Raw genomic sequence first — 16,404 nt, forward strand, 5'->3', positions numbered from 1 at the left:
AACGGGGTGTGGCGCGGCCCGCAGGCCCGTCACACCCCGCCACGTCTCAGGCGGTATCGCGCAGGCCCTGCCCGCACAGGGCCTGCGCGCGACGCGCGAGACGTTCGCGGATCGGATAGGGCACCTGCCGGTGCGAGAGCGCGCGCGGGTAGGCCATCTCGGCGATGGGTGCCGCGCCATAGAGCGCGTCGTGCTCCGCCCAGTTCTCGAAGGCCATGCGCCCGATATTGTCGACGAAGCTTTCTGCCGGCGTGCCCTCCGCCAGCAGCAGCACGTGCTCCTCCAGTTCGACATGGTAATAGGTGAAGACCTCCGGCACCGCGCGCTCGCGCAGGATGGAGAGGCCGTTCACCAGGGCACCGGCCTGAACCAGAACGCCATCCACCAGCAGCGCATGGTCCGGTGAAACCAGCAGATCGCGCGTCGGCAGCCCCTCGCCCAGCGCGCCGGCGCGGATGCGGATCGGCAGCACGCGCAACGGATCGGCGAAGCGGGTGGAGACGGTGTTGCGCCCCATCCAGCGCACCGGCAGCACGCGGCCATCTGCCGTCGTCACCAGATCGCCGGCTGCCAGAGCATCCACCGCGGTCTCGCCCGCCGGGGTCGCGATCATCGTGCCGGGATAGTAGCAGACGACGAGTTCCAGCGTGCCGTCGCTATCCGCGGCAAGGTGCAGGCCGTCGGTGCTCGCCCCTGCGATCGTCAGGGAATAAGTCTCCCCGCCCGCCGAGATGGTAACGGAATCGCCCGAGATGACGAGACTGTCGCCCGAGGAGGAGGTGAGGAAGCCGAAGTCGATCACGTCTCCGGCGCCGAAGCCCGAGATGGTCGTGCTCGGCACGGCCGAGCCGTCCATGATCTCCAGCACGCCGCCGCTGCCCGAGAAGGTAATGCCGTCCGCGGTCACCGCGCCGCTGCTCAGGATCAGGCTGCCGCCGGCAATGCCCGTCGCGTCACTCTCACCGCCACCGGAGACAATCTCCGTGCCGCCGGCGCTGATCGTCGTGAAGCGTGCGACATTGCCGGAAGAGACGTTTTGGAGCCCGCCCGCGCTGATGATCGAGGAGATGGCGGTGCCACCGGTGATCGAGAAAAGACCGACATTTTCGGTGCCGCCGCTCAGCACCGTGGTACCGCTCGCGGTGCCGCCGGCGTACAGATACTGCGTGCCGCCACTCAAGACCGCGCTGCTCGCAACACCTTGGCCGAACACATATTGTGCGCCACTGGTCCCGAAGACGCTGCCGCTGTCAACGCCCCCGAGATTCTCGATGCCACCGCTGGTGACCGTGGCGCTGATCGCGGTGCCGCCGGCCGAAACATATTCCGTGCCACCGCTGCTGACGATGGCATAGCTGGTGACGCCGCCATTCTCGACATATTCGATGGTGTTGTAATTGCCGCTCAGCAACGTACCGATGGCCGTGCCGCCGGAAGAGACGAATTGATTTCCGCCCCACCCATAGGGGTTGTCGCCGGTCAGAACCGCCGAGATCTGCGTGCCGCCGGCGGAGACGAAAGCAGACCCGTAATTATTGACCTCGATACCACTGCCGGTGCCGCCGGAGAGTATTACCGTTCCACCGGAGCTGACGACGCCACCACTCGCGAGGCCGCCCGCGGAGACGATCTCATAGCCGCCCGAGCTGACGATGGTGCCGCTCGCAAGGCCGCCGGAAGAGACGATCTCGGTCGCGCCACTGCTGACGGTCGTGCCGACCGCCGTCCCACCCGAGGAGACGGTGGCGATGCCGAAGCCGCTCAACACCGTGCCGGTCGCCACACCGCCCGCAAGGATCGTTTGCAGTCCTCCGCTCAGCGCCGTCGTTCCGCTCGCGACACCGCCGACGACTTCGGTACCACCGCTGCTGAGGATCTCTGTCCCGATATCCGTGCCGCCGGAGAAGATCACTAAGCTGCCACCGGACACAGCAGCGCTGATGGCAACGCCACCGGAGGAGAGGTTGATCGTCCCACCATTGGTGATGTCGTCGTCCCAGTCTGTTCCGCCGGAGAAGACGGTCACCGTCCCGCCGCTATCGACCTCGCCGAAGACAACTTGCCCACCGGCGGAGATGAGCACGATCCCGCCAGAAGCGACGGTTTGACCGGTGGCGACGCCGCCTGATGAGACGATGAGAGTGCCGCCGGAGGTGATGCTCGGGGCGCCGTTTGCCGTTCCGCCCGCCGAGACGACGATCGTCCCTCCACCGACGGCTTTGTCGTCGGTCGCTGTGCCGCCCGAGGAGACGATCAGTGTCCCACCACTCGTAATGGACGCCGACTGAGCGCTTCCTCCGGACACGACCAAGGTGCCGCCGGAGGAAACGACCAGAACGCCGCCGCTCTTTGCGGTATCATTCACCGCGAGGCCACCGGAAGAAACGATCTCGGTAGCCCCACTGCTGACCGTCGTGCCGACCGCCGTCCCGCTCACAAAGACGACCTCGGTGCCGCCGGCGCTCACCATCGTATTGATGGCAGTACCCGCAGAGTAGATGAATTCCGAGCCGCCGCTGTTCAGCACCGTACCGCTGGTGAGACCGGAATAGTTGAACTCCCCGCCTCCGGCGTTGATGGTCGAGCCGCTGGCGACACCGGCAATGACCTCCGAGCCACCCGAGTTGACGACGGTTCCAATGTTGGTGCCGGTCGAGAAGACGTTTTCGACGGCGCCTGCGTTCAGAACCGTCGCGTTGGCGATGCCGCCAGATTTGATCTCGAGGTAGCTGCCGGAATTGACGGTCGTACTGGTGGCGCTGCCGCCCCAGACATATTCCGACCCGCCGCTGAGCACCGTGCCGCTGGTCGTGCCACCCAAAGAAACGATCTGGGAACCACCGGCAGAGGCAATCGTATCGGCCGCCGTGCCGCCCGAAGAAACGATCTGGCTGCCGGCACTCATCGTGGTGCTGACCGCCGTGCCACCCGATGAGATGATCTGCTGGCTCGCGCCCGTGACGAGTTTCGTGCCGCTCGCGAGACCGCCGGTATAGACGACCTCTGATCCGCCCGAGTTGACGGTGGTTCCGACCGCTGTGCCGCCGCTGATGAACTCCCGCCCGCCATTACTGACGGTCGTCAGGCTGCCGACGGCGCCGCTGGACAGGATCATCGAACCGCCGTTGCTGACGAGCGTTCCGCTGGCGATCCCACCCGCTTCGACGAACAGACCTCCGTTTGCGACGATTTTCGTCGCGCTGGCGATGCCGGCGAGAGTCTCTTTCCCGCCTGAACTGATGGTGGTGCTGACGGTGGTACCGCCGGAGAGAACGCTCTGGCTGCCAGCGCGCAGAATGGCCCTCGATCCGACGCCGCCCGAGGAGATGGTCTCAAGACCGCCAGAGGACACGGTGGTGCCGTAGGTGGTGCCCCCGGAGGAAACGATCTGGGTGCCGCCGGCAGAAACGGTGTCGTTGGTGGCGAACCCCTGCGCGTAGATCGTTTCCACGCCGCCAGAGGATATGACGAGCTGAGCCTCGGTCGCACCGGAGAGGACGCTGACGACACCGCCCGAATAGATGCTCCCCTGCACCATCGATCCGCCGGAGAGGACGAACACCGTCGTGCCGGAGCTGACCTGAAGCCCGGTCGAGGTAGCCCCGGAGGAAACCACCGTTATCGTCATTCTATTCCTGCCCCATAAAGATGCCGCGGGAGATCGCCTTCGGTTGACGATTTTTAAGGAAAATTAAACGAATTTTTTTGGTTTCATTAACGAATAAAAGGAACCTTTGGGTTTTGCCGCGCCTCAGGTGGTCGTGCGCAGGTCCTCCCGCACAGGCTGGCGCGGCAAGCCTGCGGGCGATCCTCCGTATTGCCGAAGAAACGATGAGCCGCCTTCTGTGCTGACTCGGACGGCTGCGCGACGTTGCGCGACACGACCCACACATCGTTGCGGCTGACCATCCTGTTCAGGGTGGTCTCTACGGAGAGACGCGCGCACGCTTGCGCCGGAGCTTCACACGCGGGGAAAAGGCCCGTCCGCAGACATCGCAGCAGGCTTACGGGTCCGTCATCATGGCGCGAAGCGCTTCAGCCGCCGCCGTGCCTTCTTCCGCCAAGCCATCGGCGACGCCCGCGCGGTCCACCGGGGAGCGATTCTGGCTCATCTTCCACTTGGCCGCGATCGCGGTGACCTCGAGCTGCACACCGACGATGGCGCGCAATTGCGCCGCGACGAAATCCGCGGGCGCGTCCGACACCGCCCAGGGCGCGGCACGCGACCTCTCCTGCGCCTCGGTCAGCCGCGTGACGAGGGCGAGCAGGGCCTCAGGATCCTGGGTGAAGCGGAGGCGCCCGCGAATCTGGATCGAAACGTAATTCCAGGTTGGCACCACCTTGCCGGTTTCGTGCTTGGTCGCGTACCAGGAGGGCGTGACGTAGCCATCGGGCCCCGAGAAGATGGCCAGCGCCTCGACGGCGGTATCCGCCGTCTTCCATTGCGGATTGGCGCGGGCGAGATGGCCGAGCAGGCTGCCCTGCGGTCCCTCCTCCGGCACGAAGAGCAGCGGCAGCGGCGTCGCGGTGAGGCCGCCTTCGCCGAAGGTGACGAGCTGGGCCAGAGGATAGGCACGAAGTGCTGCGGCGATGCGCTCAGGGTCGTCTTCGGCGAAGCTGCGGGGCAGATACATCTGACCTGTCAGACGGATGGAAGATGCTCGAGTTCGGTATCGGTGAAGACGCGCGACCGGGTGAGGAAGCGCTGCCCGCTGCCGTTCTCGAGCGAGAACATGCCGCCGCGGCCCGGCACCACGTCGATGATCAACTGGGTGTGCTTCCAATAGTCGAACTGGCTGCGGCTCATGAAGAAAGGTGCGCCGCCGATCTCGCCGAGCCGGACGTCGCCGTCACCGATCAGGAAATCGCCGCTCGCGTAGCACATGGGGGAAGAGCCGTCGCAGCAGCCGCCGGATTGATGAAAGAGGATCGGGCCATTCGCCTGGGCCAGCGTGCCGATTAGGGCAAGGGCCTCGGGCGTTGCCGTCACGCGCGGAATGGCCTGCTCCATCGCCCTGCCCTTCGTCTCTACCCGCGCCAGCGGCGCGGCCGGGTGCTGCCGCGCGAGCCGGAAAAGCTGATCGCGCCGCCGAAGAAGACGAGGCCGATGGCCGTCGGCAGCAGCCAGGCCGGCCGTTCCAGCAGCGGCCAGGCCAGATTCGTCCAGACCCAGGGCGAGGTGCCCTGGATCTCGGTCTGCAAACCAGGCACCAGCGTTCCGTCCGCCATGGCGAGCAGCGTCTTGAGCAGCATGTCCGGCGGCCAGATGCTGGCGACGGCGAAGGCAGCCACCAGGAAGATGGCAGCCAGGACGGAAAGGGTGCGGACCAGGATCACATGAAGAGTTTACGCGTCTGGGGCATCCCAGCATAGAGAGAAGCGACCCACTCCCCATAGCCATTGTAGATTTGCGTATCGACGACCTGATCCGTGCCGATCAGCCGCTCCTGCGCCTGGCTCCAGCGCGGATGCGGCACACCTGGGTTCACATTCGCCCAGAAGCCGTATTCGTCGGGGCCGAGTTCCGCCCAGAAGGTCTTCGGCTGGGTCGCCGTGAAGGTGACCTTGACGATCGATTTGCCGGATTTGAAGCCGTATTTCCACGGCAGCACCAGGCGGATCGGGCCACCGTTCTGCGGCGGCATCGGCTTGCCGTAGAGGCCCGTGCCGATGAAGGCGAGTTCGTTGTTGGCTTCCGCGAGGGTCACGCCTTCCCGATAGGGCCAGGGCATGAACCCATCCAGACCGGGCATCACCTTGGGATCCTCGTCGCTCGTGAACATCACGAACTTGGCGTCCGCCGTCGGCTTGGCCAGCGCCACGAGCTTGGACAGCGGAAAGCCGCTCCACGGCACCGTCATCGCCCAGGCTTCGACGCAGCGATGGCGGTAGACGCGCTCTTCGACCGTCACCTGTTTCACCAGGTCGTCGATGCCGATCGTGAAGGGCTTTTCCACCAGCCCGTCGATCGCGATGGTCCAGGGGCGCTGCGGGAATTTCTGCGCGAGCCGCCACATGTCCTTGTCGGTCGAGAATTCGTAGAAGTTGTTGTAGGTTTCGGCCACCTTCTCAGCGGTGAGCGCCCGGCCCGGCTTGAAGCGCATGGCGGAAGCGGGAATGCCGGGCGGCGGGGCATCGTCGGCCGCCGCCGGGCGCAAGCCGATTGCGCCGAGACCAACGGCGCCGGCCATCGCTCCCGCCCCCTTCATGAGCGCCCGCCGGCCGTGAAACTCGGCTTCCGGGGTGATCTCCCGTCCCGGATTTTCCCATCCGCGCAGCCGCTTGATCAGCATCGGGCTCTCCCTCTTCGACGATTCTGACAGCTATACGCTCGGACGGCCCGGCCGGTTTCGTCGATCATCGAGCGGCAGGCGGACGGCGGCCACCACGATACCGCTGTGGGCGGGATGCCGCCACGACGACCGTCTCCGGCCTTACTCGGGGATGGTGATCTCCATGCCGTCATAGGCCGGCTCGAAGCCGCGCGGCAGGTTCCGCATCATCCAGGCCCAGTCCATGTCATGGCCCATATGGGTGAGGATGGTGCGCTTGGCCCCGAGCTTCGCCGCCCATTCGATGACGAGGGCGAGCCAAGCATGAGTGCGGTGCGGCTCACGCTGGAAGCAATCGACCATCCAGGTCTCGACGCCGGCCAGGGTCTCCCATGCGGCCTCGTCGAGATCGACCACATCCGTGCAATAGGCGAAGCGACCGAGACGCAGGCCGAGCGTGGTGCCGAAGCCGTGGTCCTGCTCGAAGATCGCGAGCTCCATCCCGGCCAGCGTCACCACCTCGCCGGGGCGCACCGCCTCGGCCTCCAGCACCGGGCGGATGAAGCCCGGCGGCCGCCAGGGCAGGAAGGCATAGTCGAAGCGCCGCTGCAGTTCCGACAGCGTGTGCGCGTCGCCGCGCACCGGCATCGGCCGGTCGATGATGCGGTTGAGGATGCGGACGTCATCCAGGCCGAGAATATGGTCGGCATGGGAATGGGTGTAGAGCACCGCGTCGATCTGGCCGATGCCGTGCTCCACCAGCTGGCTGCGCATGTCGGGCGAGGTATCGACCAGGATGCGCCGCCCGTCATTCCCCTGCAGCACGATGGAGGACCGGCTGCGCCGGTTGCGTCTTTCCGCGGGGTCGCAGACGCCCCAGTCCCCGCGTCCGTCCGCCCCGCCGATCAGCGGCACACCCGCCGAGCCGCCGCAGCCCAGAACGATGGCCTTCATGCGGCGGCCTTGGGATAGAGCCTGCGGAAGTTCGCGGTCGTGAGTGCGGCAAGGTCTTCCGGCGACAGGCCGCGCACCTCGGCAAGCTTCGCTGCGGTATGGACGACATGGGCGGGTTCGTTGCGCTTGCCGCGGAAAGGAACGGGCGCGAGGTAGGGGCTGTCGGTTTCGACCAGCAGGCGCTCGGCCGGCACATCGGCCGCAATGCCGCGCAGCTCGTCCGACTTCGGGAAGGTCAGAATGCCCGAGAAGCTGAGATAGCCGCCCATCTCGATCGCGGCTTCGGCCAAGGCACGGCCGGAGGAGAAGCAGTGCAGCAGGAAGTCGAAGGAGCCGCCCTCCGCCCGCTCCTCGCGCAGGATGGCAGCGATATCGTCGTCGGCATCGCGGGCGTGGATCGCCAAGGGAACCCCGGCCTGACGCGCCGCGCGGATATGCGCGCGGAAGCCCGCCTTCTGCACCTCGGGCGGCGCCGTGTCGTAGAAATAGTCGAGCCCGCTCTCCCCGATGCCGACGACCTTGGGATGCCGGGTCATCTCAACCAGCGTCTCGACCGCCGGCACCGGCTCTTCATGCGCATGCTGGGGATGGATGCCGATGGAGCACCAGATGCCGGGCTTGTCCTCCACCATGGCGAGGATGCGGCGGCTCTGTTCCAGGCTGGTGCCGATGGAGACCATCTCGCCCACCCCGGCCGCGCGGGCCCGGGCGATGACGGCGTCCAGCTCCTCGTCCTTGAAATAGTCGAGATGGCAGTGGCTATCGACAAGCACGCTCAGGCCACCTCTTCCACGTAGCGCGGGAAGACACCCTGCGGCGCCGGCAGAGCCGCGCCCTCCGTCAGCGGATGGGCCAGCGACGCGAGGCTGCGGGCCTCCGCCGGCACGACGAGTTGATCGAGCATCTTCGTCATGCTGTCCGGCATGAAGGGCTGCAGCACGATAGCTATATGGCGGATCACCTCGGCCAGCACCCGCAGCACATGGCCCATGCGCGCGACGTCGGTCTTCTTCAGCGCCCAGGGTGCCTGATGGTCGATATAGGCATTGCCGGCGCGGATCACCTTCCAGGCTTCCTCCAGCGCGACATGGAAGGCCTGGGCCTCGATCGCAGCCCCCATCACCACGGGCAGCGCGCGCGCCGCGCCGAGCAGCACTTCATCCGCATCCGTCAGCGGTTCAGGCAGCGGCGGAAGGCGGCCCTCGCAGTTCTTGCCAATCATCGACAGGCTGCGCTGGCAGAGATTGCCGAGGTCGTTCGCGAGTTCGACGTTGAGGCGCGAAATCAGCGCACGGCGGCTGAAATCCCCATCATTGCCGAAGGGCATCTCACGCAGCAGGAAGAACCGCACGGCATCGCGGCCGAACTGGTCGACCAGGGCGACGGGGTCGACGACGTTGCCGAGCGACTTGCTCATCTTCTCGCCCTCCGCGGTCCACCAGCCATTGGCGGCGACGCGCTTCGGCACCGGGATGCCCGCCGCCATCAGGAAGGCCGGCCAGTAGACGGCGTGGAAGCGAATGATATCCTTGCCAACCATATGCACGTCCGCCGGCCAGAAGCCGGCGCGCGGCGCCGCCGCATCCGGGTAGCCCGTCGCCGTCAGATAGTTCGTCAGCGCGTCGAGCCAGACATACATGACGTGCGCTGGATCGTTCGGCACCGGCACGCCCCAGCGGAAGCTGGTGCGGCTGACCGAGAGATCGGTGAGGCCGCCGCGCACGAAGCTGATCACCTCGTTACGCCGCGCCTGCGGGCCGATGAAATCCGGATTGGCCTCGTAATGGGCGAGCAGACGGTCCTGCCAGGCGGAGAGGCGGAAGAAGTAGGAGGGCTCGCGCACCCATTCCACCGGTGCGCCCGTGGGCGCAACGCGCACGCCATGGGCGTTAGTCACCAACTCGTCTTCACCGTAGAAGGCCTCGTCACGCACTGCGTACCAGCCCTCGTAATGGTCGAGATAGATGTCCCCGGCCTCGACCAGCTTGGTCCAGAGCGCGGCGCAGGCGCGCTTGTGCCGCTCTTCCGTGGTGCGGATGAAATCATCGTTCGAGAGGCCGAGGGTCTTGGCCAGATCTTCGAACTGCCGCGCCACCTGATCGGTGAAGGTCTGCGGATCGACGCCCGCATCCAGCGCCGCCTTCTCGACCTTCTGGCCGTGCTCGTCAGTGCCGGTGAGGAAGAACACCTCGTGGCCGGAGAGGCGCTTCCATCGCGCCAGCACGTCGGCCGCGATCGAGGTATAGGCATGGCCGATGTGCGGCGCCCCGTTCACGTAATAGATCGGTGTGGTGACGTAGAAGCGTTCGGTCATGTTCCTGCCATCAGGCTCAGCCCCGCCAGCACCGCCTGGCGGCGGTCGAGGGCAAAGCGCTCCGTCTCATCCTGGATTTGCGTCAGGGCCTGCCATACCTCACCCCAGCCCTCAATGGAACGGCGGGTCAGGAGCACGGCCTGATGGCTGTCCGGCGTGCCGCGCGCCCCTTTGCGCACCACCCCGGCGACGGCATGGCGCAGCAGATCCATGAAGAGGGAGAAGCTCGCCTCCTCCCGCCCGACCTGATCGGCGACGGCGAGGGCCGCGGTGCCGCGCGGGAAGGTCTCGAGCACCCGCCTCACCTCGATGGCCATGGCCGGCCCTTCGCCTTCCGCGAGCGCCAGCGCCCGGCCGATCGAGCCTTCGCCGAGATGCGCCATGGCCGCGCGATCTTCGGCGACGATCTCCCGCGCATAGCGGTCCATCAGGGTCTGCACCGTCTCGTCCGGCAGCGGCGCCAGGCGCAGGCGGCGGCAGCGGCTGCGAATCGTCGTCGGCAGCAGGCCCGGCGCATGGCAGACGAGCAGCAGCAGGGCGCCGGCCGGCGGCTCTTCCAGCAGCTTCAAGAGCGCATTGGCGGCATTGGTGTTCATGTGCTCCGCGCCGTCGACGATGACGACACGATACGTCCCCTCGCCCGCCGTGCGGCGCAGGAACTGCGAGACCTCGCGCACCTCATCCACCACGATCTCGCGGCGCTGGCGCTTGGTCTTCTCGTCCGTTCCGCGTTCCACCGTCATCAGCCCGGCATGGGTGCCGGCGGCGACGCGGCGGAAGACCGGATCGGCCGGGTCCATCTGCAGGCTCTCGCCGGGGGCGCGCCCCGCCAGAAGGCCGCGCGCCAGACGATAGGCGAGCGTCGCCTTGCCGATCCCCTCGCTGCCGGTGATCAGCCAGGCATGGTGCAGCCGGCCGCTGGCGCGCGCCTGACCCCAGAGCCGCTCGGCCGTCTCATGGCCGAGCAGGTCCGGGTTTTCGCGCGGTAGCGGCGCGGTCAGTTGGTCCCCACGAGCGTGATGTCGAAGATCAGCGTCGCGCCGGGCGGAATGGCACTCCCCGCGCCCTGATCGCCATAGGCCTGGTCCGGCGGAATGATCAGCGTGCGCTCGCCGCCCACCTTCATGCCCTGCACCCCGGCATCCCAGCCCGGAATGACCTGGCCGTTGTCCAGCACGAATTTGAAGGCCTGGCCGTGGTCGTAGGAGCTGTCGAACTTCTGCCCCTTCTGGCCGTTCACGTAGAGCCAGCCGGTATATTGCACGGTGACGAGGTGGCCGGACTGGGCGGTGGCGCCGGTGCCCACCGTATCGTCATGCATCATCACGCCGTCGGAGAGGGTGGTGAAGCCGGGCGGGGCCGAGTCCGCGAAGGCCTGCGTCGCGAGTGGCGCGGCAGACAGGGCCAGAAGGAGGGCTGCGGCGGCGGGGGCAAGATAACGGCGCATCGTGTCTCTCTATCCTATCTCTGGGGGTTGGTCTGGAGCCAGGCCTGCAGCTGCGCGAGCAGCCGCTCCTGCACCTCGGCCAGGGGTGGCGCGGCGTCGATCACCAGATGGCGCGCGGGGTCGGCGGCGGCCTGGTCGAGGAAGGACTGACGCACCCGCTGGTGGAAGGCGAGATCGAGCGATTCGAAGCGCCCTTCGTCCGCCCCGGCCGCGGCAAGCCGCGCGCGGCTGCGCGCCAGCGCGACCTCGGGCGCCACGTCCAGCAGCACGGTGAGGTGCGGCCGGTAATCCTCCACGAAATCCCGATGCAGCCCCAGGATCAGCGCGGCGGGCAGACCACGGCCGCCGCCCTGATAGGCGAGCGTCGAGCCAAGGTAGCGGTCACAGAGGACCATCTGGCCCGCGGCCACGGCCGGGCGGATGACGCGCTTGACGTGTTGCACGCGCGCCGCCGTCATCAGCAGCAGTTCAGACCCCTGGTCCCAGACGCGGCCGGCTTCCGACAGCAGCAGGGCGCGTAGCGCCATGCCTTCCTCCGTGCCGCCGGGCTCGCGCGTCGTCAGCACCTCCCGCCCCTCGGCACGCAGGGCCGCGGCAGCCGCAGCCAGGGCCGAGCCCTTGCCGGCCCCGTCCCCGCCTTCGAAGACGATGAAGCAGCCCGGGGCGCGCGGCGCTTCCCGGGTCACGGTCAGCGGCCCGTGACGAAGTGCTTGAGACGGGCGAGCGCGCGGCCAGGGAGGCCGAGGCGCGGCACCGCGTTCATGGCGACGAGCGGCTGGGTGAGCGAGGCCTGGCCCGGCGGGATGTTGGTGCCGGTCAGAGTAATGGTGCCGATCTGCTGGCCCGCGGCGATGGGTGCCGGCACGGGGGCCGCGTAATCCGCCGCGACCTTCACACTCTGCTTCCAGCCCATCGGCAGGGTGACGAGGTCCGAGTGCTCGACGGTGAGGCCGACGGACGGCGCCTCGCCGAGCCAGACCGGCGCTTCCGTCACCTTCTGCCCGGCCGAGAAGAGCGGCACGTCCTCGAAATTATTGAAGGCCCAGTCGAGCAGGCGCTTCGATTCCGTGACGCGGGAATTCCAGGTCGGCAGGCCGTTCAGCACCACGATGACGCGGCGGCCGTTGCGCTCCGCCGTGCCCGCCTCGGAATAGCCGCCCTCCTGCGTGTGGCCGGTCTTGAGGCCGTCGCCGATGCCGGCGGCGACCAGAGGGTTACGGTTCGGCTGGGTGATCTTGTTGTAGGTGAAGGTCTGCTCGCCCGCATAATGATAGTATTCCGGGAAATCGCGGATGATGGCGGCCGAGAGCGTCGCGATGTCGCGCACCGACATATAGTGATTGTCCGCCGGCCAGCCCGAGGCATCGACGAAGTGCGAATGCGTCATGCCGAGCTTCTGGGCCTGCTCGTTCATCATGGTGGCAAAGGCGTCTTCCGACCCGGCGATGCCCTCGGCCAGGGCGACCGCCGCGTCATTGCCGGAATCGACGAAGATGCCGCGAATCAGGTCCTCGATCGTGACGTCGGTATCGACCTGGATGAACATGCGGCTGCCGCCCATCTTCCAGGCGTGCTGGCTGATGTGGAAGGTCTGGCTGAGATGCAGCTTGCCCTCCTTCAGCTGCTTGAAGGTGATGTAGATGGTCATCAGCTTCGTGAGCGAAGAGGGCGGGCTCGGGTCATCGGCGTTGCGCGTCAGCAGCACGGCGCCGGTGTTGAAATCCACGATGATGGCATGGCTCGCCAGCACATCCACGGGGCCGATCGGCGTATCGGCCGGGCCGGGGTTGGAGGGGCCGCTCGTCGCCGGGCTGCCGTCCTCGCTGGAAGCGGCGGGTGCCGCCGGCTGAGCCTTCGCCTTTTTGCTTTTAGCCCAAGCGGGTACGGCGGACAGGCTGGTCAAGGCAGCGCCCGAGAGAAGCAGAAAGCGGCGAGTGTTCATGAGCATGTCCGTTCTGAGCGAGCGCGGGCCGGAAGGCGCGGCCCGCCTTACTGCACGATGATGGCGGCGTCCACGGCGCCGGCCGCAAGGCTGGAGGAAAGCGCCTGGTCGGCCTGCGGCACCGAAAGATAGGGGCCGGTCTGCACGCCATAGAGCATGCGCGCGCCATCGGAGAAGGTGATGACATGGGGATTGGGCAGGCCGGACAGCCGGGCCGCCTGGCGGAAGGCATCATAGCTGCGGCCGAAGCTGCCGGAGCGGATGTAGAGGGCGCCGGGGCTCGGCGGCACCTGGGTCAGTTGCTCGGGCAGGCGCAGCGGCGGCACCGTCTGCGTCGCCTGCGGAAGGTTCGCGCGATCGCTCTGCTGCACCTGGCTGCCGCCGGCCTGGGCGACACCAGGCGGCGGCGCCAGGCTCGCGGCCTGGAAACTGCCGACCGGGGCGGCCTTGATCTGGATGCCGCCGCCGAGACTGTCGGCGAGCGCTTCGCTCGCGGCCTTCTGCACCGTCACGCGGACTTCCGAGGCGCCGTCTTCGGGGATGCCGAGCAGCCGCGCGGCACGGGGCGTCACCGCCAGGATGCGGCCCGGCATGTCCGGCCCGCGATCGTTCACCCGCAGCAGCAGCTGGCGCCCGGTCTGGAGATTCGTCACCTGGACGATCGCGGGAAGCTGCAGCGTGGGGCTCGCCGCGGCCATCGCCTGCGGATCGTAGATCTCGCCATCCGCCGTGTTGCGCGGCGTGTCGTCGGTGATGACGGAGGCGAGGCCGGTGCGATCGTAGCCGAAATCCTCGCTCGGATAGTACCAGATGCCGCCGGCCTGATAGCCCTGGCCGATCGTGTAATGGGGGTTGGAGACGAGGGCCGGCCCCTGGTTCATGCAGCCGGCCAAGCCGGCGGCCACGAGCGCAAGCGCCAGGGCGCGTCCCTGGAACGGGATGGAGATCATGCGGTCACGAGGTCGCCGAGCAGCCCCACCGAGAGCGCGTAGTAATCGGAGGGGTTGTAGCGGCGGATCACCTTGAAATTGGGATAGACGAGGAAGGCCGCGCCACCCGGACCGTCCGGCAGGACCAGCCGTGTGGGCGTCGCCAAGGCCACCGCCGGATGGCGCGGCAGGCGGCGTACGCCATAGCCGATCCAACGCGACAGAGGCAGGACCTGATCCGGCGCATAGGCCTGGCGGTTCACCTCCGGCGGCAGCACCACCGCCTCGCCCCAGGCTTCGCCCAGATGCCAGCCGGAGCCGCGCAGGTAATTGGCGATGGAGGCCAGGCTGTCTGGCACGCTGGTCCAGATGTTCGGGCGGCTCTGCCCGTCATAGCTGACGGCGAGCTTCTGGTAGACGCTCGGCATGAACTGCGGCTGGCCCATCGCACCCGCCCAGCTTCCCGTCATGCCTTGCGGTGTCACCGCGCCGCTGTCGATGATCTGCAGTGCAGAGATCAGCTCGTTACGGAAATAGACCCGCCGCTGGCTGCTCCAGGCCAAGGTCGCCAACGACTGCACCACCGAATAGCCGCCGGTGTAGCTGCCGTAATTGGTCTCGAGCCCCCAGATCCCCATGATGACGCCCGAATCGACCCCGAAGCGGGCGCGGACGGAGGCAAGGACGGCCCGATAGGCGGCGTCGTTCTGCCGCCCGGCATCGATGCGCGCCTGCGACAGGCGCTTTTGAGAATACTGAACCCAGGTCTGGGTAAATTCTGGCTGATGACCGTTCAGCCGGATCACGTCCTGATTCGGCTGCAGATTGCGCAACGCGGCATAGCGGGTCTGGTAGCTCACGCCTTTCGCCGCCGCCATCCGGTCGACCTCGACCAGGAAAGCGTTGAAGCTGTCAGCCTCTGCGGCCCCGGCGCTTCCGAGAAGCAGGGTGGCCGAGGCGGCGGGAATCGTGTGCAGAAGGGTGCGGCGGCGCATCAGCGCTCTCTGCCAGAGGCGCGGCCAGGGAGCAACTTAACCCTGCGGCAAGCTTGGCATGGACGGAGCAGCGGCATCCGGCGCCCGCCGTGGCGCGCCTGCCCTGCCTGCGCAACGCTTGCACCAGCGGTCCGGCTTTGCGCATTCTCCCTCGATTGAGGCCGGGGGTTCCCGGCTGGCGGAGACGAGACGATGGACGGCGAAGCGGACGCGCGACGAATTACGATCTACAACCCGGAAGATTTCGCGGGCATGCGCGCGGCCGGGCGGCTGGCGGCCGAAGTGCTGGACATGATCGCGCCGCACGTTGTGCCCGGCGTCACCACGGATGAGCTGGACCAGCTCTGCCACGACTTCATCCTGGCGCATAACGCCGTGCCGGCGCCGCTGAACTATCGTGGCTATCCGAAGTCGATCTGCACCTCGATCAACCATGTCGTCTGCCATGGCATCCCGGGGCCTCGGAAGCTCGAGAACGGCGACATCCTGAACATCGACATCACCGTGATCCTCGATGGCTGGTACGGCGACACGAGCCGCATGTACATCGCCGGCACCGCCAATACCAAGGCCAAGCGCCTGATCGATGTGACCTACGAATCCCTGATGATCGGCCTGGCCGAAGCAAAGCCCGGCCGCTCGCTGGGCGACATCGGCCATGCCATCCAGACCTATGTCGAAGGACAGCGCTTCAGCGTGGTGCGGGATTTCTGCGGCCATGGCATCGGCCGGCGCTTCCACGAGCCGCCGAACGTGCTTCATTACGGCCGTCCGGGCTCGGGCACCAAGCTGCGCCCCGGCATGTTCTTCACGATCGAGCCGATGGTGAACACCGGCCGGCCGGACGTGAAGATCCTCGACGACGGCTGGACCGCGGTGACGCGCGACCGCGGATTGTCAGCGCAGTTCGAACACATGATCGGGATCACCGAGACCGGCTGCGAGGTCTTCACCCTGTCGCCCGCTGGCCATACCAAGCCGCCTTATTCGTAGAGGGTCACCCCGGGGCCGGCAGGACGAAGACCGTCACCTGCTCCGGCCCCACGCCTTCCTCCAGCACCTGCCAGCCGAGCCCGGTATAGAAAGAGACACGGTGGGCACCCGCATAGAGATAGGCGCGCGGGAAGCCTGCGGCGAAGATCGCCTCTGCCGCGCGGCCGACCAGCAGGCGGCCGAGGCCGCGGCTGCGGGCCGCTTCTTCCACCCAGACCCCGGCGACCCAGGGCTGATACTGCGGCCGCAGGTCCAGATCGTCCCGGATGGCAGAGGCGGTGCCGAGAAAGCGCCCCTGTTCATGGGCCACGAAGACACGCGGGAGCGGCCCATCCTCCAGCGCCTGCGCGACCAGGAGACGGAAATTCGGCAGGTCGTAAGAGCTGTCGTGCCACCAGGCGTGCCACAGCCGATCGGCCACGACATCGAGGAAGCTCGGGCACTGTCGGAGATCAGAAATCACGATCGTGCTAGTCATGGAGTTCCGTTTCTGGTCCTTGACGCCATCTTGTCATCGTCTGTCACGTTGCGGTCGGCAGCAAGCTGACTATCCTGCTG

Annotated in this window: 16 protein-coding genes; 1 reads left to right on the forward strand and 15 read right to left on the reverse strand. The window is 67.2% G+C overall.

Annotation, left to right across the window (positions count from 1 at the left end):
* Nucleotides 1-46 precede the first annotated feature (46 nt).
* The 14 genes from ACYQ6W_RS00745 to ACYQ6W_RS00810 form a co-directional block, all read right to left on the reverse strand.
* Nucleotides 47-3,628, reverse strand: coding sequence for an AIDA repeat-containing protein (locus ACYQ6W_RS00745; RefSeq protein ID WP_459672928.1), 3,582 nt, complete (start codon nt 3,626-3,628; stop codon nt 47-49).
* A gap of 376 nt (nt 3,629-4,004) precedes the next feature.
* Complete coding sequence (locus tag ACYQ6W_RS00750) at nt 4,005-4,634, reverse strand: FMN-binding negative transcriptional regulator (RefSeq protein WP_459672929.1); 630 nt, start codon at nt 4,632-4,634, stop codon at nt 4,005-4,007.
* Nucleotides 4,635-4,642: 8 nt separating this feature from the next.
* Entirely contained in the window at nt 4,643-5,011 is a 369-nt protein-coding gene (locus tag ACYQ6W_RS00755) for a DUF779 domain-containing protein (protein ID WP_459672930.1), read from the reverse strand.
* Between the two features lie 17 nt (nt 5,012-5,028).
* Entirely contained in the window at nt 5,029-5,337 is a 309-nt protein-coding gene (locus tag ACYQ6W_RS00760) for a hypothetical protein (RefSeq protein WP_459672931.1), read from the reverse strand.
* Complete coding sequence (msrP, locus tag ACYQ6W_RS00765) at nt 5,334-6,293, reverse strand: protein-methionine-sulfoxide reductase catalytic subunit MsrP (RefSeq protein ID WP_459672932.1); 960 nt, start codon at nt 6,291-6,293, stop codon at nt 5,334-5,336. The genes ACYQ6W_RS00760 and msrP overlap by 4 nt, the downstream gene beginning before the upstream one ends.
* A gap of 141 nt (nt 6,294-6,434) precedes the next feature.
* Nucleotides 6,435-7,226, reverse strand: a complete 792-nt coding sequence (locus ACYQ6W_RS00770; protein WP_459672934.1) for an MBL fold metallo-hydrolase — start codon at nt 7,224-7,226, stop codon at nt 6,435-6,437.
* Entirely contained in the window at nt 7,223-7,999 is a 777-nt protein-coding gene (locus ACYQ6W_RS00775) for a TatD family hydrolase (protein WP_459672935.1), read from the reverse strand. Before ACYQ6W_RS00775 ends, ACYQ6W_RS00770 begins: the two co-directional genes overlap by 4 nt.
* Nucleotides 8,000-8,001: 2 nt before the next feature.
* Nucleotides 8,002-9,540 (reverse strand): methionine--tRNA ligase, encoded by a 1,539-nt coding sequence (gene metG, locus ACYQ6W_RS00780; RefSeq protein ID WP_459672936.1) that lies wholly within the window; start codon nt 9,538-9,540, stop codon nt 8,002-8,004.
* Nucleotides 9,537-10,541, reverse strand: a complete 1,005-nt coding sequence (locus ACYQ6W_RS00785; protein WP_459673427.1) for a DNA polymerase III subunit delta' — start codon at nt 10,539-10,541, stop codon at nt 9,537-9,539. The genes metG and ACYQ6W_RS00785 overlap by 4 nt, the downstream gene beginning before the upstream one ends.
* Nucleotides 10,538-10,987: an FKBP-type peptidyl-prolyl cis-trans isomerase gene (locus ACYQ6W_RS00790; RefSeq protein WP_459672938.1), complete on the reverse strand. Its 450-nt coding sequence runs from the start codon at nt 10,985-10,987 to the stop codon at nt 10,538-10,540. The genes ACYQ6W_RS00785 and ACYQ6W_RS00790 overlap by 4 nt, the downstream gene beginning before the upstream one ends.
* A 14-nt stretch (nt 10,988-11,001) precedes the next feature.
* Nucleotides 11,002-11,673, reverse strand: a complete 672-nt coding sequence (tmk, locus tag ACYQ6W_RS00795; protein WP_459672939.1) for a dTMP kinase — start codon at nt 11,671-11,673, stop codon at nt 11,002-11,004.
* A 2-nt stretch (nt 11,674-11,675) separates the two neighbouring features.
* Nucleotides 11,676-12,929 (reverse strand): D-alanyl-D-alanine carboxypeptidase family protein, encoded by a 1,254-nt coding sequence (locus ACYQ6W_RS00800; RefSeq protein ID WP_459672940.1) that lies wholly within the window; start codon nt 12,927-12,929, stop codon nt 11,676-11,678.
* A gap of 47 nt (nt 12,930-12,976) precedes the next feature.
* Complete coding sequence (locus ACYQ6W_RS00805; RefSeq protein WP_459672941.1) at nt 12,977-13,879, reverse strand: RlpA-like double-psi beta-barrel domain-containing protein; 903 nt, start codon at nt 13,877-13,879, stop codon at nt 12,977-12,979.
* A complete protein-coding gene (locus ACYQ6W_RS00810; protein ID WP_459672943.1) occupies nt 13,876-14,853 on the reverse strand; it encodes a lytic murein transglycosylase in 978 nt (325 codons plus the stop codon). Before ACYQ6W_RS00810 ends, ACYQ6W_RS00805 begins: the two co-directional genes overlap by 4 nt.
* 192 nt (nt 14,854-15,045) lie before the next feature.
* On the opposite strand from ACYQ6W_RS00810, the gene map reads away from it, so the two are divergent.
* Nucleotides 15,046-15,846 (forward strand): type I methionyl aminopeptidase, encoded by an 801-nt coding sequence (gene map, locus ACYQ6W_RS00815; protein ID WP_459672945.1) that lies wholly within the window; start codon nt 15,046-15,048, stop codon nt 15,844-15,846.
* Nucleotides 15,847-15,850: 4 nt separating this feature from the next.
* On the opposite strand, the gene ACYQ6W_RS00820 is transcribed toward map, so the two are convergent.
* Entirely contained in the window at nt 15,851-16,324 is a 474-nt protein-coding gene (locus tag ACYQ6W_RS00820; RefSeq protein ID WP_459672946.1) for a GNAT family N-acetyltransferase, read from the reverse strand.
* Between the last annotated feature and the right edge of the window lie 80 nt (nt 16,325-16,404).

Source organism: Acidisoma sp. 7E03 (assembly GCF_054665075.1).